The sequence below is a fragment of the Lactobacillus sp. CBA3605 genome (assembly GCF_002970915.1).
Lineage (GTDB): Bacteria > Bacillota > Bacilli > Lactobacillales > Lactobacillaceae > Lactiplantibacillus.
Genome location: NZ_CP027190.1, coordinates 275088 through 301641 on the forward strand (window position 1 = coordinate 275088; position 26554 = coordinate 301641).

Consider the following 26554-nt stretch of genomic DNA (forward strand, 5'->3'; position numbering starts at 1 on the left):
TTTATTCAACCGGAACTTCCTTCATGACATAAGCTTCGATAACATCGTTAACACGAATATCGTTATAGTCTTCAATCCGTAAACCTAATTCAAAGCCTTGCTTAACTTCCTTAACGTCATCTTTGAACCGCCGTAAGCTGGCTAACTTGCCATCATAAATAACGACGCTATCACGGATAACTCGAACACCAGAATCCCGATGGATAACCCCATCAGTGACCATCCCACCACCGATTGTACCAATCTTAGAAACCTTATAGATTTCACGAATTTCGGCTTGACCAGTGATTTTTTCTTCGTAAGTTGGTTCGAGCATGCCCTTCATCGCACTTTCGATTTCGTCGATTGCGTTATAAATAACTTGATGCAATCGAATATCGACATCGTCAGTATCAGCTTGGGACTTGGCTTGTGGCGTTGGCCGTACATTGAACCCGATAATGATAGCGTTACTTGCTTCTGCTAAAGCGACATCACTTTCGTTAATGGCCCCAACTGCGGTATGGATAATATTGACCCGCACGCCTTCAACTTCAATCTTCCGTAAACTACCCGCTAAGGCTTCCACAGAACCTTGAACATCCGCCTTAATAATGACGTCAACTTCTTTAATTTCACCTTGTTTCATTGAATCAAACAAGTTATCCAACGTAACGTGTGCAGTTTGCTTCCGTTCATCCATTAAAGCTTGTTTAGCCCGTTGTTCACCAGCATCACGCGCTGTCTTTTCGTCATCGAAGACCACGAAACGATCACCCGCTTCAGGAACATCACTTAACCCAGTAATTTCAATTGGTGTTGATGGAATGGCTTCTTTCAGACGTCGGCCTTGATCATTAGTCATCGTCCGTACACGACCATAGGTATTCCCAACAACAACTGGGTCCCCAACATGCATCGTCCCTTGTTGAACTAACAAGGTTGCTGTTGAACCTTTACCACGATCCAAACTAGCTTCTAGCACTGAACCAGCCGCATTTTGTTTCGGATTAGCTTTTAATTCTAAGACTTCTGCTTGTAATAAGATCATGTCCAATAATTCATCCAAGTTCTTACCGAATTTAGCTGAGATTTGAACAAAAATCGTATCGCCACCCCAGTCTTCAGAAATTAACCCATATTCAGTTAATTGTTCCATGACATGGTTAGGGTTAGCACCCGGCTTATCAATCTTGTTAACCGCCACAATAATTGGCACCTTGGCAGCCTTCGCATGATTAATCGCTTCGATTGTTTGTGGCATAACACCATCATCAGCAGCCACAACTAAGACTGTAATATCGGTAATGTCAGCACCACGCGCCCGCATTTCTGTAAAGGCCGCATGTCCAGGTGTATCCAAGAATGTAATTGGTTTGCCAGCATGTTTGACTTGGTAAGCCCCAATTGCTTGGGTAATCCCACCAGCTTCACCAGCGGTAACATGTGTATGCCGTAACTTATCAAGCAACGTTGTCTTACCATGATCGACGTGACCCATAACCGTAACAACTGGTGCTCGTGTTTCTAAGTTTTCAGTATTGTTGTTTTCATCATCGAAGAACTTATCTAAGTCGGTGACATCCACTTGGACTTTTTCTTGCGCATTGATGCCGTAATCAGCTGCTAAAACTTCAATCGTGTCCTTATCTAAGGATTGGTTTTGGTTAACCGCAACCCCTAACATGAACAACTTCTTGATAATTTCAGCTGGTTCGCGATGCAAAATTTTACCCAAATCTTGGGCATTCATCCCGATTGTATAAATCAACGTTTCTGGCAATGGCCGGTCTTTACGAACTGAAACTGGCTTGTTGCTAACTTGACGAATCCGTTGATTCTTACGGCTTTGTTTCTTATTACGACGACGATTGTTATTCCCGCCACGATAACGACTATTACTGTTATTTAAACCGCCACCAAAGCGCCCGCTACCATTACGGCTGCTGTTATTGTTGTTGCTGCCGCTAGTAGTTCGATTGCTGTTACTGGTCCGATTAGAACTCGTTGTTGAACGGTTACTGCTGGTGTTGGAACGGTTTGAGCTGGTCGTTGACCGATTTGAGCTAGTTGTTGATCGGTTAGTATTATTGCTAGTACGACTCGAGTTATTCGATGAGCTCCGCGAGTTAGTCGTACTGTTTGAGCGATTAGCTGAGTTGCCATTGCTCCGGTTAGTGTTATTACTCGTCCGGTTGTTAGTCGTATTAGAACGACTAGCATTACCGTTACTCCGGTTGCTATTAGTTGTATTTGACCGTGAACTTGATGGCCGTGAGCTAGTTGAACTAGTCCGACTACTGTTGTTACTACTCCGGTTTTGACTACTACTACTGTTACTGCTACTATTATTAGTTTTGTTATTATTTCGATTATTATTCAAAGAATCACCACTCTGTTGATGACGCGAGTTGGATTGCTGCTGGTTAGCAGTTCGTGTCACACTTTTGGCTTCAGTTTTTGAAGCCGGACTGGTTGCCCCAGTCGTTGTAGATTTCGGATTGGTAGCAGTGCGAGCGCCTTTTAATTGCCGCTCTTCATTGTCACCGAGTGTCGACATATGATTTTTGACGGAGAATCCCAACTGTTGTGCTTGCGCAATCAACTGTTTACTTGGGATATTTAGCTCCTTCGCTAATTCATAAATTCGCTTTTTCCCCATATCTTCACCCTCCTTTAACTAGTCATGATCGCTACCATCTTCCGCGCAAACCCCCGGTCGGTAATCGCATAAACCGTACGTTGATTACCGGTTGCCGTGTTCATTTCCGCTTTTGTAAACGTATCGATCACTGGTACATCATAAAATTGGGCCTTATCATGAAACTTCTTAGCAGTCGTGGGACCGGCATCACTGGCAATAAAGACCAATTTTGCCGATTGGTTACGAATTGCGGCTAGGGTTAATCCTTCACCTGCAATTTGTTTTCTGGCACGCCTTGAAAGACCCAGTAGGTTTAAACAAGCTTGATTAGGCGTCATCACCGAACAATTCCTTTCGGGCTTGTTGATGATCAACATATGCCACTAAATCATCATAGAAAGCGGCGTCCACTTTAATCCCAAAAGCCTTATCAAAAGTCTTTTGCTTTTTAGCCTGCTCAGCAATCTTAACATCTAGTGCGATATAAGCGCCACGACCCGGATTTTTACCGGTCGGATCAACAGACACTTCATCTTGCTTGTTTTTAACAACCCGGACTAAGTCTTTTTTTGGATGCATCTCACCCGTTACAATATCTTTGCGTAACGGCACTTTTCTTTTTTTCATATCCCGGACCTCCTCTAATTACGCCTCATCACTCGCTGAAGGGTGCGGATCATCAGCTACCGTTGCGGTAACGTCTAAGTCGTCATCATCAGAAATTGATGGTTCAACTGGCGCAGCACTGTCAGCAACCACGTCGATTTCAGGTGCGTCGGGGGTAACTTCAGGTGCTACTTCAGCTGGCTTTTCATCCATTATATCAGAAGCTTCGGTTTCAGATTTAATATCAATCTTAAATCCAGTTAATTTTGCAGCCAAGCGGGCATTTTGCCCCCGTTTACCGATTGCCAATGACAATTGATAGTCCGGTACAATCACTGTACAGCCACGTTCATTTTCAGGATCAAAGATAACATCCAAAACCTCAGCTGGATTCAAGGCATTAGCAATAAAGACCGCCGTATCATCCGTCCATTCCACAATGTCCATGTTTTCGCCGTGAAGCTCGTTAACAATGGTTTGGACCCGTTGACCCTTAGGACCGACACAAGTCCCCACAGGATCAACATTAGGGTTATTAGAACGAACCGCAACCTTTGCCCGATCGCCAGCTTCACGAGCAATCGAAACAATCTCAACAATCCCATCAAAAATTTCAGGAACTTCTTGTTCGAATAATCGCTTCAATAAATCCGGAGCAGTTCGTGAAACGAAGACTTGAGGCCCTTTAGCAGCATTCTCAACCTTCGAAACATAAACCTTAATCCGATCATGAATACGATAAGTCTCACCAGGTAATTGATCCGCACGGCTCATAACAGCTTCAACTTTACCTAAGCTGACATAAACAAACCGGTTATCTTGGCGTTCAACTTCACCAGTGACGATTTCATTTTCGTATTGGCTGTATTCATCAAAGATAATCCCACGTTCAGCTTCGCGTACCCGTTGCATAATAACCTGTTTAGCGGTTTGGGCAGCAATCCGACCAAAGTTTTTAGGCGTGACTTCAAACCGAATATCATCGCCTAATTCGTAAGCCCGGTTAATTGCTAGGGCATCTTGCAAACTAACTTCCAAACGGGAATCAAACACATCTTCCACGACTTCTTTAACCGCATAAACATGAATATTACCTTTAATTTGATCAAAGTCAACTTCCACGTTTTGGGCTTGTCCGTAATTACGCTTATAAGCTGAAACTAACGCCGCTTCTAAGGCTTCAATGACGACTTCTTTTTTGATGCCTTTTTCTGATTCAAGGGTGTCTAACGCCCCTAATAATTCCTTACTCATGTGTAAACTCCTTTGCTAACTAGAACTTAACCGCTAATCGGGCCTGTGCAATTTGTTGCCGATCAATGGTAATGGTCTTGTGCCGCGTTTTATCTAAGTAATCAATGGTCAAAGTGGTTGGGGTAACTGCTTTTAAGTCGCCTTCAAAGATTTTTTTACCATCTAATTTTTGATATAAGCCAACGTGGACGTATTGTCCAATCGCCATTTCGTAATCGGCTTCTTTTTTCAAAGGCCGTTCAGCACCCGGTGAGGACACCTCCAAGAAATAGGCTTGTGGAATTGGGTCTGGATCTATTGTATCTAATTTTTCACTTAATTCATCACTAACCATTGCACATTCTTCAATGTTAATGCCACCTGGTTTATCGATATAGATTCGCAAGTACCAACTTTGGCTCTCACGAACAAATTCAACATCGACTAATTCAAACTGATGGGCAGTCACAATCGTTTGTGCCAAAGGTTGAATGGTCTCAACAACAGTATTGCTCACGTCTACGCCTCCTATCCAGATTAGTCCAATAAAAAGAGTGAGCATCGCTGCTCACTCGTTAACGAGTTTTAAAATACACTCATATATTACCATAATTGGACTAAATCCGCAACTCTACGCTGTTTTAACGTCACAATTAGAAGAGTGAAAGTTGGTTTTCATCAGGCAAGCCTTCTAAAACCCCATTTTCAGTCATAAAGTCAATTAACGTCTTCGAAACTTTACCCCGTTTAGACAAGTCTTCCTTTGATAAGAATGGCTTATCTGCCCGAGCTGCCACGATTTGTTTGGCCACGTTAAGCCCTAATCCAGGCACTGATCGGAATGGCGCAATCAATGTTTTACCATCAATTAACCAATCAGAAGCATCCGACTTGTCTAAATCAACCATCGAAAAGTTGAACCCCCGTTCAAGCATTTCATTGGCTAATTCCAACACCGTCAATAGATTTTTTTCCTTCGTTGACGCATCCATACCTTTATCAGTAATCGTCTTCATTGCGGCCTTCACAGCTTCTTTGCCATGAGCCATCGCAACTAAGTCAAAGTCATCAGCCCGGACTGAGAAATAGGCTGTGTAATAAATCAGTGGGAAATAAACTTTGAAATATGCGACTCGTAACGCCATCAAAATATACGCCGCCGCATGGGCCCGTGGGAACATATACTTAATCTTCAGACAGGATTCAATATACCAGTCAGGAACATCAGCATCTTTCATCGCTTGTTGCCAATCGTCAGGAATCCCACGTCCTTTTCGCACGTGCTCCATAATCTGAAATGACATATCTGACTCCATCCCATAATGAATCAAGTCGGTCATGATATTATCCCGACAACCAATAACCTCAGCTAAAGTGACGGTCCCATCCTTAATCAATTCTTCAGCGTTTCCTAACCAAACATCCGTCCCATGAGAAAGGCCCGAAATCTGTAATAATTCGTTAAAGGTCGACGGATGAGTCTCTTCTAACATGCCACGAACAAAACGCGTCCCAAATTCTGGAATTCCTAAGGTCCCGGTCTTGGAAAAGATTTGCTCTGAAGTCACCCCAAGAACTTCCGGACTCGAAAAAATCTTCATAACATTTGGATCAACCGGTGGAATACTTTCCGGATTAACCCCCGATAAATCCTGGAGCATCCGAATCATAGTTGGATCATCATGGCCTAAAATATCAATTTTTAAAATATTATCATGAATCGAATGGAAATCAAAATGGGTCGTTTGCCAAGCTGCACTCTGATCATCCGCGGGATACTGAACCGGCGTAAAGTCATAAATATCCATGTAATCTGGAACAACAATAATCCCAGCCGGATGTTGACCAGTCGTTCGTTTGACCCCAGTCGTCCCTTTCGCCAACCGATCAATTTCGGCATTCCGCAACGTTTGATTGGTATCCCGTTCATACGCCTTCACATAGCCATAACCCGTTTTGTCGGCAACCGTCCCAATCGTCCCAGCTCGATAAACATTTTTTTCACCGAACAAGACTTTCGTATAGTTGTGGGCAATTGGCTGATAGTCACCTGAAAAGTTCAAATCAATATCAGGGACTTTATTCCCGTAAAATCCTAAGAACGTTTCGAAAGGAATATTATGACCATCGCGTACTAAGTTAGTCCCACATTCAGGACAGGCCTTGGGTGGCAAATCATAACCAGAACCATATTCATTATTTGTATAAAAGTGCGAATATTGACAGTTTGGGCATCGATAATGCGGCGGCATTGGGTTAACTTCAGTAATCCCCGACAAGGTAGCCACTAAACTAGAGCCAACTGACCCCCGTGAACCAACTAAGTAACCATCTTTATTACTCTTAAATACCAACCGCTGCGCAATCAGATAGATAACTGAGAACCCATTGCCGACAATACTCTTTAATTCTTTATCGACCCGCTTCTGTACAATTTCTGGGAGTGGCTGACCATACCAAGCATGTGCTCGGTCCATGGTTAACTTTTTAATTTCATCTTCAGCGCCAGCCATTCGTGGGGTGTAAAGCTTATCTTTGACCGGCCGAACCACTTCAAACCGAGCTGCAATTTGTTGCGGGGTCGTCACGACAATCTCATGCGCTGTGGCTTCACCTAAGAAACTAAAATCTTTTAACATTTCCGTGGTCGTTCGAAAATGAACATCTGGGCGCTCCGTCCGATTCAACGGATTAGCCCCACCTTGCGAATGAATCAAAATCTTCCGATATATTTTATCTTCCGGATTTAAATAATGGACATCCCCAGTCGCAGCAACCGGAATCTTTAAGTTGTGGCCCAAATCAACCATATTTTTAATAATTTCTTCCAAATGCGCATTATCTGCAATTAAGCCGCTTTCGATCAATGGTGCATACGCTGGTTTTGGCTGGACTTCCAAAAAGTCATAGTAACTGGCCTTTTGCCGCGCCTCTGCCTGACCTTTTTGCATCATTGCCGTAAAGACTTCACCACTGGCACATGCTGAGCCCACTAAAATGCCATCACGATATTTGTTCAACACACTGCGAGGCACTCGGGGCACGCGATAATAGTAGTCCACATTTGATAGTGAAATAATCCGGAATAAATTCTTAAGCCCAGCTTGCGTTTGCGCATATAATGTCGCATGAAAAGGCCGAGCATGTCGATACGCTGCATTTTCATTCATATGATCATTTAATTGATCATGGAATTGAACGCCATAACGTTCTTCAGCATCTTTCAAAAACAAATGGTTCAAGTGTCCGGTTGATTCCGCATCATAAATCGCCCGGTGATGGTGTTCCAAAGCCACGTTAAACTTCTTAGCCAAGGTATTTAACCGATAGCTTTTAAAAGTTGGATACAACCAGCGAGCCAAAGTTAAGGTATCAATAATCGGATTCTCAATTGGCCCCATCCCGTGGCGTGCATACCCGGTATTCATAAAGCCCACATCAAAAGTAACGTTATGACCAACGATAATTGCATCATCGTAAAAATCACGAAAGTCCTTAAAAACCGCTTCTTCGGACTTAGAACCACGAACCATATCATCCGTAATACTGGTTAAATTAGTCGTCGTTTCTGATAAATGAAACCCAGGATCAATAAATGCTTCAAATTGATCAACAACATTCCCCTTGACCATTTTAACCGCTGATAATTCAATAACCTTATCGTAAATTGCCGATAACCCCGTTGTTTCAACGTCAAAAATAACATAAGTCGTCTCTTTTAAGTCCGTGTGGGCATCATTATAAGCAATCGGCACCCCATCATCGACCATATTCGCTTCCACACCGTATAAAATCTTAATATGGTTCTTTTCACCAGCAGCAAAAGCTTCTGGGAACGCTTGGGCCCCCGAATGATCAGTAATCGCAATCGCTGGATGCCCCCATTTGGCCGCCTGCTTCACATAATCGCTCACGCCATTAGTCGCATCCATCTGACTCATATTCGAGTGTAAATGTAATTCCACTCGTTTTTCATCAGCGGGCGCCGTATCTTGCCGTGTCGCATGCGACGTTTCATTAATATCATAAGCATTAATCGTCAAATCCCGCATAAAACTATCTTCTTGCACTGACCCGCGGGCGCGGACCCACATCCCTGGTTTTAGTGCCGCAAATTGCGCCTCATCTTCACTATTACGAGAAAACTTCTTAATAACCATTGAAGAACTGTAATCAGTCACTTTCAAAATTAGGAGTTGACGTTGTGAACGTAAAACCCGGACTTCCATGTCAAAAACATAGCCTTCAACAATGACTGAACGTTCTTCTTCAGTGATTTGAACCATTTGTTTGGCTGGTTCAGCTGGATTAATTTGTTTTCCTAATTGAACTGGACCATCAATTTGAGCAGGGGCATCAGATTGCTGCTGCCGCTTTTCATTGGCTTTTTTAATCGCTACCGCAGCTTTTTTGGCTAAGGCTTCATCAGATTTAGCCTTTTGTGCATGGAAAGCATTGATTTTGGCTTGTGAGGCTGATTCATCAATCATCGTATGCACTGAAAACTTAGGAAACCCAAGTTGCTGATAAGTCGCTTCAATGGGGCCAAGCGCCTGGTTATTCAAAAAGTTCTGAATAACTTCATTCTCAGCTAATAACAAGACCCGACCATCCTCATACGTTGGCACATTGCTATTACACAATGACTGTACTAAAGGCGATGAGATGCCACTATTTTGAACAATCCATTCCCAATAATCAGCCAACAACCGTTGATTGACTGCCTCATCATCCGTAGTAATCCGTAGCTGAACGCCAGCAATGTCATGAAAAGCGGCACTCAACTGGTTCTGAAATGTCATAAATTGCGTATATGGCAACACATGTTGGAAATGAAGTTGGAATTCCCAGACCTTTGACGTTTGATGCACGACTAACTTTTCAATCGTCGCATCGGTAAAGGCGGGATCCATCGCCATCCCAATCTGTTCAAGCAATTTCGAAAACATTTCTTGCTGATTTAAACTCACGCTGGTTCCTCCTTGGTTACAACTAACTAAAATCACCTAGTTTCTAGGTTGCCGAAACTAGGTGACTTCTGCCTACATTACAATTAAGTGTACGCATTTTTAGACTAACTTGCAACGATTGCACTGCAAAGCTTAGTTAATGTTTTTTAATAAAACTGCCAAATTATTTGCGATTTCTTCTTGTTTAACTTCTAATGTTTCACCAGTTTGACGAAGTTTAATTTCAACAATGCCTTCACTGGCCTTTTTCCCAATCGTAATCCGTGCGGGAATGCCCATTAAATCAGAGTCTGCAAACTTAACTCCTGGCCGTTCTTTCCGGTCATCATAAAGCACATGATACCCAGCTGCTTCCAATTGTGCTTCAGCCTGATTAGCGACTTCGACTTGGTCTGCTTTTTTAGGATTAACTGGAATCACATGCACGTCAAATGGGGCGATGGCTTTGGGCCACACTAACCCATTTTCGTCTGAGCGCTGTTCGGCAATGGCTGAAAGTAACCGTGAGACCCCGATTCCATAACATCCCATAATAACTGGAATATTGCGACCATTTTGATCCAAGACTTCGGCATGTAAATCTTTAGAATAACGCGTCCCTAATTTAAAGATATGTCCAATCTCAATTCCCTTGGTAAACTTCAATACCCCAGCGCCATCAGGTGACAATTCGCCCTCTTGCGCAAATCGAATATCAACATAAGCTTCAGCATGGAAGTCTCGTTCTGGATTGACATTAATCAGATGATGACCATCTTCATTAGCGCCAACCGTGATATTCGCCATATCCTTAACATAAACATCCGCAATGATTTTAACTTCATCACTAACGCCAACTGGACCTAATGACCCAAAACTGGCTTTAAGATACGTTTGCGCTTGTTCGGGAGTCGCCATTACTAAGGTATCCACACCGAGGTAATTCTTTAATTTAATGTCATTAACTTCATGATCGCCACGAACTAATGCCATTACTGGTTCGTCATCTGCCATAAATAGCATACTCTTAACCAACTGATCAGCATCAACTTGCAAGAATTCAGCTAATTCATCAATCGTGCCAACTCCTGGTGTATCAATTTTTTCCAAGTCTTTTAGTGAGGCATGTGACTTCTTAGGCACGTACAAGCTCCGGGCCATTTCAAGGTTAGCAGCATAGTCGCTGGCATCAGAATAGACAATTGTATCTTCGCCAACTGGCGCAATAGCTGAATATTCACGTGAATCTTTGCCACCCATGGCACCACCATCACCAATAATTGAACGGAATTGTAACCCACACCGTTCAAAAATATTTTGATAAGCTTGCGCCATTCCTTGGAACGTTTCATCTAAGGAATCTTCATCCGCATGGAATGAATAGGCATCCTTCATGATAAATTCCCGTCCCCGTAATAAGCCGTAACGTGGTCGATCTTCATCACGATACTTTGCTTGGATTTGATACAACGTTAAGGGCAACTTTTTATATGATTTAACTTCGTCACGAATGATGGAAGTGAACGTTTCTTCATGGGTCGGACCCAAGATGAATTCCCGATCATGTCGGTTTTTTAGCTTAAAAAGTTCTGGGCCATAAGTTTGATAACGACCCGTTGCTTGCCAAAGTTCCGCTGGAATTACAGCTGGAACTAACATTTCGGCCGCATCAATTTTTTCCATTTCTTCACGAATAATTTGTTCAATATTCGTCAATACCCGATAGGCAAGTGGTAAATAGGCATACATTCCCGCTGAAATTTGGCGAATATAGCCGGCCCGTAGCATCATTTGATGACTTAACGCTTCTGCGTCATTAGGCACTTCTTTTAAAGTTGGAATTAACAATTTCGATTGTTTCATCTACAAATCTTCTCCTTAATTGTGCTGCTCTAAGTCAAGCTTAGAAAAAATAACGCTGAATATCATTCCAAGTCACTAAAACCATTAATAACATTAACAAGCCAAAACCAATTAATGTAATCACACTTTCAGTTTCAAGTCGTAGTGGTTTACCGCGAATACCTTCAACGATGTTTAATAAAATTTTACCACCATCCAGGGCCGGAATGGGTAATAAATTAACAATTCCTAAGTTAATCGACAAGACTGCTAATAAATAAATCACCTGCCGCACCCCGGATTTGGCCGCCTGTGAGGTCGTTGCAAAAATTGCAACTGGCCCACCGAGGTCATTTAAACTAAACCCATGGGTTACCATATGGCCTAATACTTGGAAGATTTGCTTGGTAATATTCCATGCACCAGTCACGCCATAGCCTAATTTTGCGCTTAAACTCGTATCCGTGACCGTCGCCCATTTAACCCCAATTTGACCAACTCGATTACCCGCAACTTTCTTAGCCGCTGGCTTGACAGCGATTGTTTGCGCTTTCCCCGCCCGTTTAAGGGTTAGTTGCAACCGTTTATTGGGATTATCTTGAATAAGTAATGAGATTGACTGGGCATCCGTCATTTTTTTGCCATTAACGGCGACAATCTGATCATTCTTCTTAATACCTGCTTGGCGGGCGACCGAATTAGCCGTCGTTCCGGCAACATGCGTGGTCACCGTCGTTACGCCACCTTGCATGAACGCTAAGATAGCAAACGTGATGATGGCTAAAATGAAATTATTCATCGGACCAGCAAAATTAGTGAGCATTCGCTGCCATAACTTAGCTGATTGAAACTGGACATCTACCGGTGCAATCTGAACTTCAGTCCCGTCATGTTCGACAATAGTCGCATCATGTTGCACTTGATAACGTTTAACCGCAGTTTCATCGCCATTTTCATAGCCTTCAATCCAAAGTTCTTTTTCTAAGTCTGTCGCCGTAACCGACATGGGAATTCCATTAAATAAAGTTGTTTTCTTACTAGCATTAATGGAATGAACTAACCCATCAGCGCCAATTTGTAAACTAACCGGCGTACCAGGCTTCAGTTCTTCATCCTCATCATCGGCAACACCAGCCATCCGTACATAACCACCAATGGGTAATAAGCGTAACGTATAGGTAGTTGCATGCCGTCGCATGGCCACAATCTTAGGCCCCATACCGACTGAGAATTCGCGCACTAAAATTCCGGCTCGTTTGGCAAAAAAGAAATGTCCAAACTCATGGACAATAACGAGAATCCCAAAAACGATAATGAACGTAATAATCGTAACTATCAAATTAACGTTCCTTTCTCCCACCTAATCCGGGGAACTGCCAGCCTTAAAAGAGACCAAATAAATGTGCAATTGGGAAGACCAGCAACATACTATCGAACCGGTCTAAAATACCACCGTGTCCTGGTAAAATTTTACCAGAATCCTTCACACCATAGTAGCGTTTCAACGCAGATTCGACTAAATCACCGAATTGACCAACAATTGATAAGATAATCGTGATTGCTAACATACTAAGCCAATTGGTATATCCCACTTGGAACCAGAGGGCAAAAGCCATCCCAATCACAACACCAATCAGACTACCACCAATGCAGCCTTCCCAGGTTTTATTTGGACTAATTGGTGTTACTTTATGTTGACCTAATTTTCGGCCAACTGAATATGCACCACTATCAGTCGCCCAAACGATGAATAACAGATAGAGAAGCATTTCCACGTTAACACCACGAGCAGCAGTAAAGTAATTAAAGCCCATTCCGATATAGAAAACACCTAGGGTCAGCATCCCCGCATCATCAAATGAAAACCGATTACGCGACCAAACTGTCCGTAACAATAATAAAATAATGAGAAAATAAACGACGTACGCTTTGTTTAACTGATCTGGCAACCCATTAAACCACTGATTAGGTGCAATCTCAATCATAACGGCCAACATACTGATTAACGCTTCAAACGAAATCAATAACTTCTTTCGCATGATTAATAACTCGCTCATGGCAATCGCGCCTAATAACATTGCGACAATATCGAGGGTAATGCCACCTACAAAAATCACTGGTATAAATAGAATTAACGCAATTACAGCCGTAATGACCCGTTGTCTCATAACTTAAAACCCCTTTTTATTTTTGATCCGACAACCCGCCAAACCGGCGATCCCGCCGTTGGAAGTCAGCAATACAAGCCTGTAAAGTTGTCGCTGAAAAGTCTGGCCATTTTACATCCGTAAAGACCAGTTCACTATAAGCAATCTGCCATAGCAAAAAGTTGGAGATTCGTTCTTCACCACTGGTCCGAATCAATAAATCCGGATCATTATACGGTGCCAACTGAGCAGTCATTAAAGCTTGGTCAACTGCCGTCTCATCAATCGCGTCAACTGCAAGGTGCCCGTCAGCAACTTGTTGGGCAAGTGCTTGGATTCCTGTGATCATTTCAGCTCGTGAGCCATAGTTTAAAGCAAAGTTTAGTACCATACCATCACAGGCTTGGGTATCTGCAATCGCTTTGTTAACCGCCTTTTGGGTTGCGGCTGGCAACTGATCCGTATAGCCCATCACTTGCACCCGAACGTTATTCTTAACCAAATCTGGTACAAATGTATCAAAAAAGTTCACCGGTAGCTGCATTAAATAATTAACCTCAGCCTTTGGTCGCTTCCAGTTCTCAGTTGAAAAGGCATACAAGGTTAACACCTTGACCCCGAGGTCACTCGCCGCAATCGTGATTGTCTTAACCGTATTCATACCTTCTTTATGCCCAGCAATTCGCGGTAAATGCCGTGCTTTGGCCCAACGACCATTACCATCCATGATAATCGCAACGTGTGCCGGAATCCGTTTAGGATCAAGTTCCACCGCGGCCGCAGTCGTTGCATTATTCTTATTTAAAAAAGCGAACAAATTGCACCTCCAAAAAAAGCTTAACCAAGCACTATTTTACCAAAAAAAGACCGATTAAACTATTAGTCAACAAAAAAAGGCTTGAATTTCTTCAAGCCTTAATAAATCTACAAGCTTTATTAGCCTTCAAGAATTTCTTTTTCCTTGTCAGCAACGATTGATTCCACTGCTTTACCAGCAGTATTTGTCAATTTTTGCGCTTGGTCTTCAAGTTCATGTAATTGATCATCCGTAAATTGACCCGCTTTATGGCCACGTTTTAAAGCGTCCATCGCATCGCGACGCGCATTTCGAACGGCAACCTTACCACGTTCACCTTCGGCTTTAACATCCTTCGCCAATTCTTTACGACGTTCTTCAGTTAATTGTGGAATCACTAACCGAATTGCCGAACCATCATTAGCAGGACTGATACCTAAATCAGAAGCCAAAATAGCTTTTTCAATTTCTTTTAAAGCCGTTTTATCGAATGGGGTTACCATTAAGACCCGTGGTTCTGGGACGGTAATTGAAGCCATTTGATTCAATGGGGTTAGAGTACCGTAATAATCTGCTGAAACGCGGCTTAATAAAGATGCATTTGCGCGACCTGCACGAATATTACCTAATTCACGTTGTAAGGCAACTTCGGCCTTTTTCATGTTGCTTTGTGCTTCTTTTAAGATTGGTTCTGTGACTGCCATGTTATTTCCCCCTGACGGTTGTGCCGATGTGTTCACCAGCAACAACTTTGCGAATATTGCCTGGCTCGTTCAAGTTAAAGACTACGACTGGAATATCATTATCCATTGATAATGAGCTAGCCGTAGTATCCATCACTTGTAAGCCTTTATTGATAATATCAAGATGAGTTAACTTATCGAATTTAACGGCGCTCGCATCTTTATTAGGATCAGCTGAATAAACCCCATCAACCCCATTTTTAGCCATCAAAATGGCATCAGCGTTGATTTCAGCTGCTCGTAAAGCGGCCGTCGTATCCGTTGAAAAGTAAGGACTACCCGTGCCACCCGCAAAGATGACAATCCGCCGTTTTTCTAAATGTCGCATCGCTTTGCGCCGAATATAAGGTTCTGCAATTTGACGCATTTCAATCGAAGTCTGAACGCGCGTCGGCACGCCGATTGATTCTAGGTTATCTTGTAACGCCAAAGCGTTCATGATAGTTGCTAACATACCGATATAATCAGCTTGCGCACGTTCCATGCCCATTTGAGCACCGGCTTCACCACGCCACATATTACCACCGCCAACCACGATGGCAATCTGAACACCCATATCATAAACATCCTTCAGTTCTTCAGCAACAGTCTTAATTACCGGTGGGTTAATTCCAAACCCTTTTTCACCGGCTAAAGCTTCACCACTCAACTTTAGGATTACTCGCTTATATTTAACTTCCGACATCGTTTTGTCCTCCTCAAGATTATCTGTAACTATTCTACCATAATATTAATAACCATTATAGCAAAGCCGTAATTAGCCGCTGATTTTGCTAAAAAGGGATCGCCACAAAACAATGTTTTGTCGCAATCCCCATTAGTAAAGTCGAAAAATCGACAGTTAGTCTTTGATTTGACTCATAACTTCATCAACGAAGCTACCAGTTTGTTTTTCGATGCCTTCGCCGACTTCAAAGCGAACAAAGGTATTAACCTTGCCACCCTTTGATTCAACGTAGTGGGCAACTGTTTGGTCAGAATCCTTAACAAATTCTTGATCATCTAAGCTGATTTCTGAAAGCCATTTGTTCAAACGACCTTCAACCATCTTTTCGATGATTTTTTCAGGTTTACCTTCATTTTGGGCTTCTTTAACCAAAACTTCTTTTTCGTGTGCTAAGGTTTCGCTAGGAACTTCAGCCCGAGAAACGTATTCTGGGTTAATAGCAGCAACGTGCATTGCAACATCCTTAGCGGTCTCAGCATCAGCACCATCTAAGACTACTAGAACCCCAATTTGGCCGCCATTATGCAAGTAAGCGCCAAAGTTTTGGTCTGCACTCTTTTCGATCACTTTGAAACGACGTAAGCTGATCTTTTCACCAGTTACTTGACTCGTTTCGATGATTGCATCATTGATCGTGCCCTTAGTTGTCTTTAGAGTCAAAGCGTCTTCAACAGATGCGGGTGCTTCTAAAGCAATTTGGTCAGCAACGATATCAACTAAGTCTTTGAATTGGTCGCTTGAGGCAACAAAGTCAGTTTCTGAGTTAACTTCCACGATGGCAGCGTGGTCATCATGAATCGCAACAACAGCCATTCCTTCAGCGGCAACACGGCCACTCTTCTTTTCAGCCTTAGCAACGCCCTTTTCACGTAAAACATCAACGGCCTTTTGCATGTCGCCTTCAGTTTCAACTAATGCCTTTTTAGCATCCATCATACCAACACCCGTTTTGTCACGGAGTTCTTTAACTTGTGCTGCTGAAATCTTTGCCATAGTTTACTCTCCTTTGAGTACGTTTGATTTTTTTATAAAAGGCTGCCCACAAAATCAGGCCGATGAGGTCCGCGATTTTTTAGACAGCCTAATTATTTCAATTATTTATTGTCAGACTTAGTGTTGTCACCTTCAACAGCTTCAACGATGTCTTCTAAAGAGTCAACTGACTTTTTAGCATCCTTGTCGCCCTTGAAAGAGGCTTCAGTAACGTCTTCGTCTTCACCTTGACGACCTTCAATAATGGCATCAGCCACTTTAGAAGTAATCAAACGAACAGCACGAATAGCGTCGTCATTTGATGGGATGATAACATCAATATCGTCAGGATCAGTATTAGTATCAACCATCGCTACGATTGGAATGTTTAACTTTTGAGCTTCCTTAACCGCAATTTGTTCCTTACGAGGATCAACAATAAAGATAGCATCTGGAATCCGAGGCATATCTTCGATACCGCCCAAGAACTTCTCAAGCTTTGCCCGTTGTTTCATCAATAATGAAACTTCCTTCTTAGGCAAACGATCAAAAGTCCCGTCTTCTTCCATCTTCTTCAAATCTTTAAGGCGCTTGATTCGAGTTTGGATGGTATTCCAGTTAGTCAAAGTCCCACCTAACCAACGATGGTTAACGTAGTATTGACCAGCACGGGTAGCTTCTTCTTCGATTGAATCTTGGGCTTGCTTCTTAGTCCCAACAAACAAAATAACGCCATCATCAGCAGCGGTATCTTTAACGAAGTTGTAAGCTGAATCAATCATCTTAACCGTCTTTTGTAAGTCAATGATGTAGATTCCGTTACGTTCCGTAAAGATGTATGGTTTCATCTTTGGGTTCCAACGACGAGTTTGGTGACCGAAATGGACACCGGCTTCAAGCAATTGTTTCATAGAAATAACAGCCATAATATAATGTGCCTCCAAAAAATTAGTTTTGATCCTCCTCATAGCTCAACTGACCACGGGACTCAATGAGCACTACCGGGTCATCACTACGAGTGTGAATTGGTTTTAACACCGAAAACTAGTATACCGAAAATACGCGATGCTTGCAATAACTTTAATCGGTATTTGTTAATTTAAATTTATATGTTAGAATACTATCTCGCATAGGAGGCTCAATTATAACATGATCAAAGCCATTGTTTTTGACATAGACGATACGCTCTATGATCAGAAATCGCCATTTGGTATGGCTCTCACCAAGACCCTCGAAACACTGGTGACGCCCACTGACCTGGCACAAATTTTTAACCGTTTTCGCGACTTTACTGATCGAACCTTTAATCAAGTCACGACTCATGATTTAACCCTGGAAGCTTGGCAAACGGCCCGTTTACGGCATGCGCTGGCTACCTTCACAACGGAAAAAATCAAAACTGACAAGGCTATCCAATTTGAAATAGCTTATCAACAAGCACTCAAGGAAATTCAATTTTTCCCGGAATTAGCACCAGCGCTTGAAAAACTAAGTCACTGTTTTCAAATTGGTATCATTGCTAATGGTCCGGCCAACACACAACGGGAAAAGTTACACCAATTACAAATTGAACGTTATGTTCATCCAGATAATATTTTTATTTCAGAAGAGCTCGGTATTGCTAAACCAGACCCTTCAATTTTCACAACTTGGGCCCACCAAGCAGGTATTAAAGCTAACCAAGCGGCCTACGTCGGTGACAACATCGCTTTAGATATGACCAGCGCTAAACACGCTGGTTGGCAGACATTCTGGTTTAACCATCGACTAAATCTACAAGCCCAGCCCAATGTTATTCCTGACCAAATCATTCAAAGTCCAGCTGAGCTCGCCGAGTTATTATTAGCGCTAGCACAAGCTGCGACAGTTTAAACACCTTACTTAGAACCTTGGCAAATTTGCCAGGTTCTTTTTTTCAACTTATTTCATTAAAGCGACTTCTTCTATGTAAAAAACGTCCGAATCCAAAGATTCGAACGTTTTCATCTTCAAACGAGCTTAGTCAAACTTAACTTGCGTATCAGCTTTACCAGTTTCGATGAATTGTTTGTTGTTATCCATTGAGATATGCACCATGTTATGAACAGCAGTTTCAGTATAGAAAGCTGTATGTGGTGTAATCAAAACGTTGTCGCGGTTGAACAAGTTCATGAAGACCTTGTCATCAATCGTTTGACCTTCAAGGTCTTTGTTAAAGATCTTAGTTTCATATTCATAAGTGTCAAGAGCAGCACCGGCAACTTTGCCACTATCTAAAGCCTTGATCAAATCTTCTGAATCGATAAGGGTCCCACGAGCAAAGTTCAAGATGTAAGCACCATCTTTCATCTTGCCGAAGGCATCAGCATTTAACATGTGATAGTTATCCTTCAAAGCTGGAACATGTAACGTAATAACGTCAGCTTGGGCGTATAATTCGTCCAAAGTGTCAACGTACATCCCTTCTTTGTCAAGTTCAGCATTACGATAAACATCGTAACCGATAACCTTGGCACCGAAGCCTTTGAAGATGTCAATTGCGGCGCGACCAATCCGGCCAGTACCGATAACCCCAACAGTCAAGGTGTTTAATTCCTTGCTGATGTTTGGTGCCCAACGGAAGTCTTGGTTAGCTAACTTCTTGTTGAACTTAGGGGTTTGACGTAGTAATTGCATCAATTGGGTAACTGATAATTCAGCAATGGCACTTGGTGAATATGCAGGTACGTTAGAGATGTTTAAGCCACGTTCCTTAACAGTTGGGACGTCGACATTGTCAACCCCAACGTTACGAAGTGAGATGTTCTTAACGCCTTCGTCAGCTAACTTAGTTAAAACAGCAGCGGTGTAATCCTTTTGTTGGTATACATCGGCACCATCAAAGCCCTTAGCCAATTCGGCAGTCTTTTCGTCAAGTAAGTCTGGGACTAACTTAACTTCAACATCGGGATGTTCTTCCATCCAAGTCTTAAAGAATGGACGTTCGTCATCACGTACAGCATATGCAATAATTTTCATTACAAAAATTCCTCCTATATATTGATACATTAAATATTATAACAGTAAATGTCAGAAATAGAATGACTATTTATGAAAACTTTGTTAAATTTCCACACCATGTGCTGCTAAATACCGTAACTTAGCCATTCTAGGTTGATGTTTAAACGCATATTCAGCCTTTAAAGCTGACGACTTATCTGCAAAACACTCGTGATAGATCATTTTTAACGGACGGCGTGTTTTGGCCCGGGTGTATTTAGCCCCTTTGCCTGCATTATGCGTCGCTAACCGGCGCTCCAAATCATCAGTAAAGCCCCCGTACAACGTTTGATCTGCACACAACAATACATAAAAATAGTAAACTTTAGTTGCCATAAAGTAACTGCCGCACCTCGTCTCCATACGTCCCGTCTGCTTGGTAAACAACTACTGGTGGCAAGATTCGAACGCCATTTGAACGGCCATCCTTAATCATTTCAACTAACACCATATTAGCTTCACGATCAGCCTTAGGATGTACAAAACGAATTCGTTTCGGTGCTAATCGATGCTGCGCCATTGCTTGGAATAACTCATCTAGCCGATCTGGCCGATGTACAAAATACGCTTTGCCCGTCATTTTAAGTAAGCCACTAGTCACCATTAAAATTTGATCCAAATTAGCTGAAATTTCATGGCGGGCAATTGCTAAATGTGGATTGGGATTCTTTTGACTTTGAGGCTGATCTTTAAAGTACGGTGGATTGCATAATACCACATCAACTGAATCTTTGGCGATTTTTGTCGTCACTGTCAATAAATCCTGATTCAACACTGTCATGCGATCAGTGAGTTGGTTCAGTTCAATACTCCGCTGTGCCATATCCGCAAGTCGGGGTTGCAATTCAACTTCAACGATTGCACCGTTAGTTTGTTGACTCACAAATAAGCCCACCGCACCATTGCCAGCGCACAAATCAACTGTCAGCGTTTTAGCACTACGCGGTACTTGCGCAAAAGCCCCCAGTAAAACCGCATCTAATGAAAAAGAAAACACTTGTGAACTTTGAATAATTTGAATATCTTTACTATATAATTGATCAATGCGCTCATCAGCGCGTAATGGGACCGTCGTCATCCAAATAGCCTACTTTCAAAAAAATATCAGTGTCAGCATACCATAATTTGCTTGCAGAAATTAAGATTATTGGTCATACTATGACCAATAACCAATCGAAAGGAAGTTTGCGATGTTTTATTCATTTATGCGGGGACTGGTACGGGGGTTAGTTGCCATCATTAATGGCAATACCCACTACCAAGGTCGCGAAAACTTACCGCAAGGTGCCTATATTCTAGTTGGGCCCCACCGCTCATGGTTTGACCCGTTGTTATATGCACTAGCGGGTAGCCCCATGCAATTTAGCTTCATGGCTAAAGAAGAACTTTTTAAAAATCCGATTTTACGCACAATTTTAACTAAGGCCAATGCGTTTCCTGTCAATCGCCAACATCCAGGACCATCAGCGATTAAAACCCCGGTCAAATTTCTACGTAGTGGTCAACTATCGTTAATCATGTTTCCTTCTGGGACTCGGCATTCTCAGGAACTCAAAGGTGGCGCAACCGTCATTGCTAAAATGGCTGGTGTCCCCCTCATTCCCACGGTCTATCAAGGACCATTAACTTTCGGACGTTTGTTTAGTCGGCGTCGCATCACGGTCCGCTTTGGCAAGCCCATCTATGTTGATCGTAAGTTAAAGCTTGATGAAGCTGGTCAGAAGCAAATCGAAACTCAAATGCTTACCGCTTTTGATGACCTCGATAAAAAAATTAATCCAAATTTTCATTACATCGATCCAGCCGAAAAAAAACACGCCAACTAAGGCGTGTTTTTTATTAGCACTTATTTGCTGTCATTTTTAGCCGAAGCCTTCATTGAGTTAAGCATTTGATGCAATTTCTTTTCGGATGGGCGTTGACCCATTTGCATCATCATGCTGCGCAACATTTCTTCACTAATTGGTGGATTTTGTTTTAAGTAGTTTTGCATGTAGTGCCGCGCACCAAAGAAACCACCAGTAATCCCAACTAAAACACCAACAAGCACGATTAAGATCCAAATACCAGTAGACACAGTCATTCCCCTCCTTTATTACCGTATTCATTAAACTAGTCTACACAAATTACTTATAAAAGAAAAGGAAAATTTGTCAATTGACAAATCTTCCTTGAAGCGCTTAATCGTCGCGTAAGCCCCGATCACGTTGAACCTGGCGAACCTTTTCAGGAGTCACTTCTTGACCATCTTTATCATAAACTTGTAACATTTCAACTTGTTGCCGGAATCCGGCCCGAAATTCTTTTAAATATTTTTCACGTAATTCTTGGCGTTCAGCCGCTTCCAGCTCAGTTAACCCTTCTGCCTTGGCTTTGTGTGCCAATTCATTAATCCGGGCAAGTAGCTCTTTTGAAATCAATCCACTCACTCCTTTCAAAAGCAAGAATAGAATACACGATTTTTGACCTTAAATCAATTCTCAGGGTTTGTCAACCGAACATTTGTTTGAAAGCCACTAAAAGCTATGCTACAATTGACATAATAACTATGAAAATAAAAAATGAGGTGCCAAGATGAGTAAAACATCAGAAAGCAAACAAATGGCCGTTCTACGTTTTATTTATGAACGCGTCAATGAAAAAGGTTATCCGCCAACTGTCCGCGAAATTGGCGAAGCCGTGTCACTATCTTCAACATCAACGGTCCATGGTCACATTTCTCGGTTGGAGAAAAAAGGGTTAATTGAAAAAGATCCCACAAAGCCACGTGCCATTGAAGTAACCGCAGCTGGTTTTGAAGCTTTAGGGGTCGAAACCACCCCCCATCAAATTCCAATGCTTGGCACAGTGGCCGCTGGACAACCAATCTTGGCGGTTCAGGAAGCGACTGACTATTTCCCAATTCCAAAAGATTTGGAAACTTTCGGTGGCGATTTATTCATGCTCACCATTCGTGGTGAAAGTATGATTAACATCGGCATCTTAAACGGTGACCAAGTCATCGTGCGCCGGCAAACAGCCGCCGACAATGGAGACATTATCATTGCAATGACCGACGAAAATGAAGCTACTTGCAAACGATTCTTTAAAGAAGCTGATCATTATCGGCTACAACCAGAAAATGATGCGATGGCACCAATTATTTTAACCAACGTTGCTGTCTTGGGTAAAGTAGTTGGATTATATCGCGACATGCTCTATCAATAAGCTTTTATCGACCGGTGACGTTGGTTGCCGGTCTTTTATTTGGGTAAATATTTACTGCCTTCACGTATCACTAGTGGTGATAATGCGTGTGCCGCAATAAATTGCGTCACCCAAGCCGGATTGGTTTTGCTATAATCTCGCAATGCCCAACCAATCGCTTTTTGAATAAAAAATTCATCATCAGTTCGATTAGTTAGAATCGCCGTCGTCAAATAGGCCTGATCGGTCATTTGACGGCGTCCCAATTGTAGGATAATACCTACCCGCCGAAGCCAAAAATCTGATGCTTGTATATATGCTGGCCCCAATTCTGGCAATGCCTGCTGTTGCTCAATGTAAGTCGCCAACAACTTACGCCAGCTATCAACGCTATCCCACCAGGCATTGTGTGTCACCTGTTGCCTACACCACTCATACTGACTTGGTGTTAAGCGACGTACATTTGCTAAAGCCAAATCAATCGCAACATAGTGATACTCTCGAAAAGGTTGCTCATAATAAAATACTAGCCAATCCTGTAGCTCAGTTGATGTCAATGTTTGACTAGCTTTAAGATATGGCTGCGTTAATTGCCGTCGTTCACTCGCTCGCACACCTAAAAATTTGAATTGATGTCGCATATAGCCCGCCATCGCTGCTTGATTCGCCGGTTGAACCGGTAAAAATAAATCTGGCATGCTGTTTCCCCCTCAAGTTGCTTACTAACTTATTTAATATTAATGCTGATTTTTTTCTCAGCTGATCTAATCTTAATGGGTTGAACGCTGGTTGAATGGTATAATGGTTACACTAATTTTATACAGGGAGTTGTTGACATGTTATTTCTAGCCATTATTGGCTTGCTAGTTTTCACAATGGCCATCTTTTCAATCTTTGCCGCTCGTCAAACTGGCGGTGGTTGGAAAACCTTTGCAATCATCGCCGTAATTAGTGCTCTCACAATTGGTTATGCTGTTTATAAGCTACCATTTTGGTCCCACAATCAAGCTACCGCCGCCCAATCAAATTCGTCAGCTAGTCAGAGCTCAGCAAAACTCAGTTCGTCACATGCCGTTTTTAATGAAGACACCACTAAAAAAGCGGCGGCTACGATTAAACTGAAAGAAAACAACATTCTCAAACAATTAAAATCAAATTATCATACGATTGGTACTGTCACTTTAGACCGAACAACAAAAACCTTTACCGTCAACCCAACAAATAAAGACTACGTTCAATCATTAAAAACAATTCAAAAATATCCGGATAAAAACCAAAAAGCTCGGACAACGATTACGACAAATTTTCAAACACTCTCGAGTTCAATTCAAAAAAACTTAGCAGCAGGTTATACTATTCGTCTCATGCAACCAGAACAACCTGATAATACCCTATTGAGTGTTAAAGACGGCAAAATCATTATTAATCAATTACAAAAATAAGTAAAAACATCATTGTAGCCAGTTATTGCTAACTACAATGATGTTTTTTTAAACCCGTTGATCACGATATTGTCGTTGCTCTTGTTTCTGACCGGTTAAGACAAAGCGATGTGGATCAGTTGCATAATCGATAGTCTGATCCGCAGCTTGCCATTGTAATTGATGTGTAAACAGGTCCTCATATGTCGCAACAGCCACCCGTTGCCGCCGAGCCAATCGTTGGGGCAATCCTAAATCTAAACCATGTTGGTAATTGGCCTGCAACCGACCAGTATAGAATTCACCTTCAGCACCTGAACCATAGCTAAAGAGCCCAATTAAGTCATCAGCTTGCAAATTGGCATCTGATACTAACAAAGACAATAGACTTAAATATAGGGACCCGGTATACAGGTTACCCACTTGTCGATTTAAAGCTCGAGCAGCCTCAAAATGGGTTAATAAGGCGGCTTGTTGTGTTGCATCCGCCAAAGGCAGCACTGACCGTAACGCCTTGATACCCATTTTTGTATATGGCAAATGAAATGTTAATGCCTTAAAATCAGCCAAAGTTCGTTGCTGTTCTGTTAAATGAGTTTTAAAGACATCTTGAAAGTAATCAATGTAAATATTTGATGAATATTTACCATCAACTAACGCCTCGGTATGATACAACGGCCGCCAAAAGTCCATGACATCTTGGCTCAAGGCAACCGCGTCATCATTTAAAGCCAACACTTGCGGATTGGCACTAATCAACATCGCAACTGCCCCGCCACCTTGCGTCGGCTCGCCAGCTGTATGTAAGCCATAACGGGCCACATCCGTGCCGATTACTAGTACTTTCTTATCTGGATGCACCTGCACATGATCTCGTGCAAACTGAACACCAGCAGTGGCGGCATAACACGCTTCTTTTAATTCAATCGTGCGTACCCGTCTTTTAAGCCCTAACAACTGTGCCACATAGATTGCTGCCGCCTTAGAATTATCTACTCCCGATTCAGTCGCAACAATTAGTAAATCAATCGCATCAATGTCAGCCGCTGTCAACATCGGATACGCCGCGTTAGCTGCCAAGGTAACCGCATCCTGACTTGGGGGATAACCGCCATTTTGGCCTGCCCAATCCCAATCAAATATTTATCAGGAGCTTCATTACGAGCGGCCGCTAATTCGGCCATATCTACATACAAGTGTGACGTTGCGAAATGCAACTTATCAATTCCAATTTCCATGTTATACCTCCATTTTGTTAGTTACAATCTTTAGGGATTGATTACTTATCCAAGTCGTTTGAAATCTGGATTGCTACCGTTTTTGTAACACGCAAACGCTTGGGTTGATTCGTGGTGAAATATTACTAAAATTGCTGACGTAGCCCAAGTTGAAGCTACCCCAAAAACGGTATCATCAAAATCGCGGTTATCATTGGGATATCGATAATAGCCTTGCTCCTCATCCTAAATTGTGCCGTTTAGGTAACTGATAACGAGTCCCTAGCGGCGTATGCTGTAAGTTAATCGTGACTAATTCAACAAAATCCATACGCTCACTTACCCATGCTTTCATTTTACTCGAAAACAGGTTGATTTGAAATGACTGGAACATAAAAAAAGACACCCCAGTAAACTGGGATGTCTTCTTGGAGAAGCTGAACCATCAGCTTCTGAATTAAAACGAGATACGTGACTACCTCTTCATTAGAATACCACACTTACTTACGCTTTACCATGGAGTTTAACCCACATTAGCGAATTAATAATCGTTGAAATCAAGGCAAATGGCGGCCAAAACCATAAAATCACCAAATTAATCACATTATTCACTAACGACCAACGGTTAATTTTACGATTATCAGCCGCCGCACGTATTAATATGGTATTTTCTGCATTAGCTCGCACCAAGGTTGCCGTTAAAATGATAAATGAGATATTAAATAGCGCAATCACAATTGAATACAGGAATGCTGCTGGCACCGAAAATAGATTCGTCCCAAACCAAGCCGTGGTTGCTGGTACTAACGAAATCCACAACAACATATTCATACTAGCCCACAAAACCCGATTATCAATTTTTTTAACGGCTTGAAATAATCGATGATGATTGACCCAAATATTAGCTAGCAAAATAAAACTAATCAAATACGCTAAAAAAGCCGGCCCCATTTGGGCGATGCCATGCCAACTATGTTGCGCTGGTAATTTAAGTTCTAATACTAAAATCGTGATTACAATAGCAATCACAGCGTCGAAAAATGCCTCTAAACGATTCTTTGTCATCTTACACCT

The 26554-nt window shown here is 42.2% G+C and carries 25 protein-coding genes and 1 pseudogene; 4 read left to right on the top strand and 22 right to left on the bottom strand.

The window, feature by feature from the left end:
• Position 1: 1 nt before the first annotated feature.
• The 14 genes from infB to rpsB form a co-directional block, all read right to left on the bottom strand.
• On the bottom strand, positions 2 to 2641 hold the full coding sequence (infB, locus tag C5Z25_RS01320; RefSeq protein ID WP_105450969.1) for a translation initiation factor IF-2: 2640 nt from the start codon (positions 2639 to 2641) through the stop codon (positions 2 to 4).
• A gap of 14 nt (positions 2642 to 2655) precedes the next feature.
• On the bottom strand, positions 2656 to 2961 hold the full coding sequence (locus C5Z25_RS01325) for a L7Ae/L30e/S12e/Gadd45 family ribosomal protein (RefSeq protein ID WP_105448541.1): 306 nt from the start codon (positions 2959 to 2961) through the stop codon (positions 2656 to 2658).
• Positions 2951 to 3250 (bottom strand): RNase P modulator RnpM, encoded by a 300-nt coding sequence (rnpM, locus tag C5Z25_RS01330; protein WP_105450972.1) that lies wholly within the window; start codon positions 3248 to 3250, stop codon positions 2951 to 2953. Before rnpM ends, C5Z25_RS01325 begins: the two co-directional genes overlap by 11 nt.
• A gap of 18 nt (positions 3251 to 3268) precedes the next feature.
• The gene (gene nusA / locus C5Z25_RS01335; RefSeq protein WP_234002763.1) at positions 3269 to 4483 is read right to left on the bottom strand and encodes a transcription termination factor NusA; all 1215 of its coding nucleotides are present in this window, start codon (positions 4481 to 4483) and stop codon (positions 3269 to 3271) included.
• Positions 4484 to 4502: 19 nt separating this feature from the next.
• Entirely contained in the window at positions 4503 to 4979 is a 477-nt protein-coding gene (rimP, locus tag C5Z25_RS01340; RefSeq protein WP_105450975.1) for a ribosome maturation factor RimP, read from the bottom strand.
• Between the two features lie 136 nt (positions 4980 to 5115).
• Complete coding sequence (locus C5Z25_RS01345; protein ID WP_105450977.1) at positions 5116 to 9432, bottom strand: PolC-type DNA polymerase III; 4317 nt, start codon at positions 9430 to 9432, stop codon at positions 5116 to 5118.
• Between the two features lie 132 nt (positions 9433 to 9564).
• Positions 9565 to 11274 (bottom strand): proline--tRNA ligase, encoded by a 1710-nt coding sequence (locus C5Z25_RS01350; protein ID WP_105450980.1) that lies wholly within the window; start codon positions 11272 to 11274, stop codon positions 9565 to 9567.
• Between the two features lie 40 nt (positions 11275 to 11314).
• Positions 11315 to 12592: an RIP metalloprotease RseP gene (gene rseP / locus C5Z25_RS01355; protein WP_105450982.1), complete on the bottom strand. Its 1278-nt coding sequence runs from the start codon at positions 12590 to 12592 to the stop codon at positions 11315 to 11317.
• A gap of 43 nt (positions 12593 to 12635) precedes the next feature.
• A complete protein-coding gene (locus C5Z25_RS01360) occupies positions 12636 to 13421 on the bottom strand; it encodes a phosphatidate cytidylyltransferase (protein ID WP_105450984.1) in 786 nt (261 codons plus the stop codon).
• 16 nt (positions 13422 to 13437) lie between these two features.
• The gene (uppS, locus tag C5Z25_RS01365; RefSeq protein WP_105450985.1) at positions 13438 to 14217 is read right to left on the bottom strand and encodes an undecaprenyl pyrophosphate synthase; all 780 of its coding nucleotides are present in this window, start codon (positions 14215 to 14217) and stop codon (positions 13438 to 13440) included.
• A gap of 119 nt (positions 14218 to 14336) precedes the next feature.
• A complete protein-coding gene (gene frr, locus C5Z25_RS01370) occupies positions 14337 to 14900 on the bottom strand; it encodes a ribosome recycling factor (RefSeq protein WP_105450987.1) in 564 nt (187 codons plus the stop codon).
• Between the two features lies 1 nt (position 14901).
• On the bottom strand, positions 14902 to 15624 hold the full coding sequence (pyrH, locus tag C5Z25_RS01375; protein WP_105448550.1) for a UMP kinase: 723 nt from the start codon (positions 15622 to 15624) through the stop codon (positions 14902 to 14904).
• A 156-nt stretch (positions 15625 to 15780) separates the two neighbouring features.
• Complete coding sequence (gene tsf, locus C5Z25_RS01380) at positions 15781 to 16659, bottom strand: translation elongation factor Ts (RefSeq protein ID WP_105448551.1); 879 nt, start codon at positions 16657 to 16659, stop codon at positions 15781 to 15783.
• A gap of 101 nt (positions 16660 to 16760) precedes the next feature.
• A complete protein-coding gene (gene rpsB, locus C5Z25_RS01385) occupies positions 16761 to 17564 on the bottom strand; it encodes a 30S ribosomal protein S2 (protein WP_105450989.1) in 804 nt (267 codons plus the stop codon).
• A gap of 223 nt (positions 17565 to 17787) precedes the next feature.
• Between rpsB and C5Z25_RS01390 the strand changes: the two genes are divergently transcribed.
• Complete coding sequence (locus tag C5Z25_RS01390) at positions 17788 to 18510, top strand: HAD family hydrolase (RefSeq protein ID WP_105450991.1); 723 nt, start codon at positions 17788 to 17790, stop codon at positions 18508 to 18510.
• A 126-nt stretch (positions 18511 to 18636) separates the two neighbouring features.
• Here C5Z25_RS01390 and C5Z25_RS01395 read toward each other — a convergent pair whose 3' ends face one another.
• The 3 genes from C5Z25_RS01395 to C5Z25_RS01405 form a co-directional block, all read right to left on the bottom strand.
• Positions 18637 to 19635, bottom strand: a complete 999-nt coding sequence (locus tag C5Z25_RS01395; protein ID WP_105450993.1) for a D-2-hydroxyacid dehydrogenase — start codon at positions 19633 to 19635, stop codon at positions 18637 to 18639.
• An 84-nt stretch (positions 19636 to 19719) separates the two neighbouring features.
• On the bottom strand, positions 19720 to 19992 hold the full coding sequence (locus C5Z25_RS01400; protein ID WP_199774921.1) for a GIY-YIG nuclease family protein: 273 nt from the start codon (positions 19990 to 19992) through the stop codon (positions 19720 to 19722).
• The gene (locus C5Z25_RS01405) at positions 19982 to 20734 is read right to left on the bottom strand and encodes a tRNA1(Val) (adenine(37)-N6)-methyltransferase (protein WP_105450997.1); all 753 of its coding nucleotides are present in this window, start codon (positions 20732 to 20734) and stop codon (positions 19982 to 19984) included. The genes C5Z25_RS01400 and C5Z25_RS01405 overlap by 11 nt, the downstream gene beginning before the upstream one ends.
• Positions 20735 to 20846: 112 nt before the next feature.
• Here C5Z25_RS01405 and C5Z25_RS01410 point away from each other — a divergent pair, with 112 nt between their 5' ends.
• Positions 20847 to 21482, top strand: coding sequence for a lysophospholipid acyltransferase family protein (locus C5Z25_RS01410; RefSeq protein WP_105450999.1), 636 nt, complete (start codon positions 20847 to 20849; stop codon positions 21480 to 21482).
• Between the two features lie 20 nt (positions 21483 to 21502).
• Here the strand turns inward: C5Z25_RS01410 and C5Z25_RS01415 are convergent, their stop codons facing one another.
• Positions 21503 to 21739, bottom strand: coding sequence for a YneF family protein (locus C5Z25_RS01415; protein ID WP_105448558.1), 237 nt, complete (start codon positions 21737 to 21739; stop codon positions 21503 to 21505).
• 97 nt (positions 21740 to 21836) lie between these two features.
• Complete coding sequence (locus C5Z25_RS01420) at positions 21837 to 22076, bottom strand: DUF896 domain-containing protein (RefSeq protein ID WP_105448559.1); 240 nt, start codon at positions 22074 to 22076, stop codon at positions 21837 to 21839.
• A 154-nt stretch (positions 22077 to 22230) separates the two neighbouring features.
• Here C5Z25_RS01420 and lexA point away from each other — a divergent pair, with 154 nt between their 5' ends.
• Positions 22231 to 22863 carry a transcriptional repressor LexA gene (lexA, locus tag C5Z25_RS01425; RefSeq protein ID WP_105448560.1) on the top strand — a complete coding sequence of 211 codons (633 nt, stop codon included), beginning with the start codon at positions 22231 to 22233 and terminating at the stop codon, positions 22861 to 22863.
• Between the two features lie 35 nt (positions 22864 to 22898).
• Here the strand turns inward: lexA and C5Z25_RS01430 are convergent, their stop codons facing one another.
• The gene (locus C5Z25_RS01430; RefSeq protein ID WP_105451001.1) at positions 22899 to 23540 is read right to left on the bottom strand and encodes a DNA alkylation repair protein; all 642 of its coding nucleotides are present in this window, start codon (positions 23538 to 23540) and stop codon (positions 22899 to 22901) included.
• Between the two features lie 138 nt (positions 23541 to 23678).
• Here C5Z25_RS01430 and C5Z25_RS01435 point away from each other — a divergent pair, with 138 nt between their 5' ends.
• Positions 23679 to 24284 (top strand): hypothetical protein, encoded by a 606-nt coding sequence (locus tag C5Z25_RS01435; protein ID WP_105451003.1) that lies wholly within the window; start codon positions 23679 to 23681, stop codon positions 24282 to 24284.
• A 48-nt stretch (positions 24285 to 24332) separates the two neighbouring features.
• On the opposite strand, the pseudogene C5Z25_RS01440 reads toward C5Z25_RS01435, so the two are convergent.
• Both C5Z25_RS01440 and C5Z25_RS01450 read right to left on the bottom strand, forming a co-directional pair.
• Positions 24333 to 25501: pseudogene (locus C5Z25_RS01440) on the bottom strand (hydroxymethylglutaryl-CoA synthase).
• 483 nt (positions 25502 to 25984) lie between these two features.
• Entirely contained in the window at positions 25985 to 26545 is a 561-nt protein-coding gene (locus C5Z25_RS01450) for a TMEM175 family protein (protein WP_105451006.1), read from the bottom strand.
• Positions 26546 to 26554 lie beyond the last annotated feature (9 nt).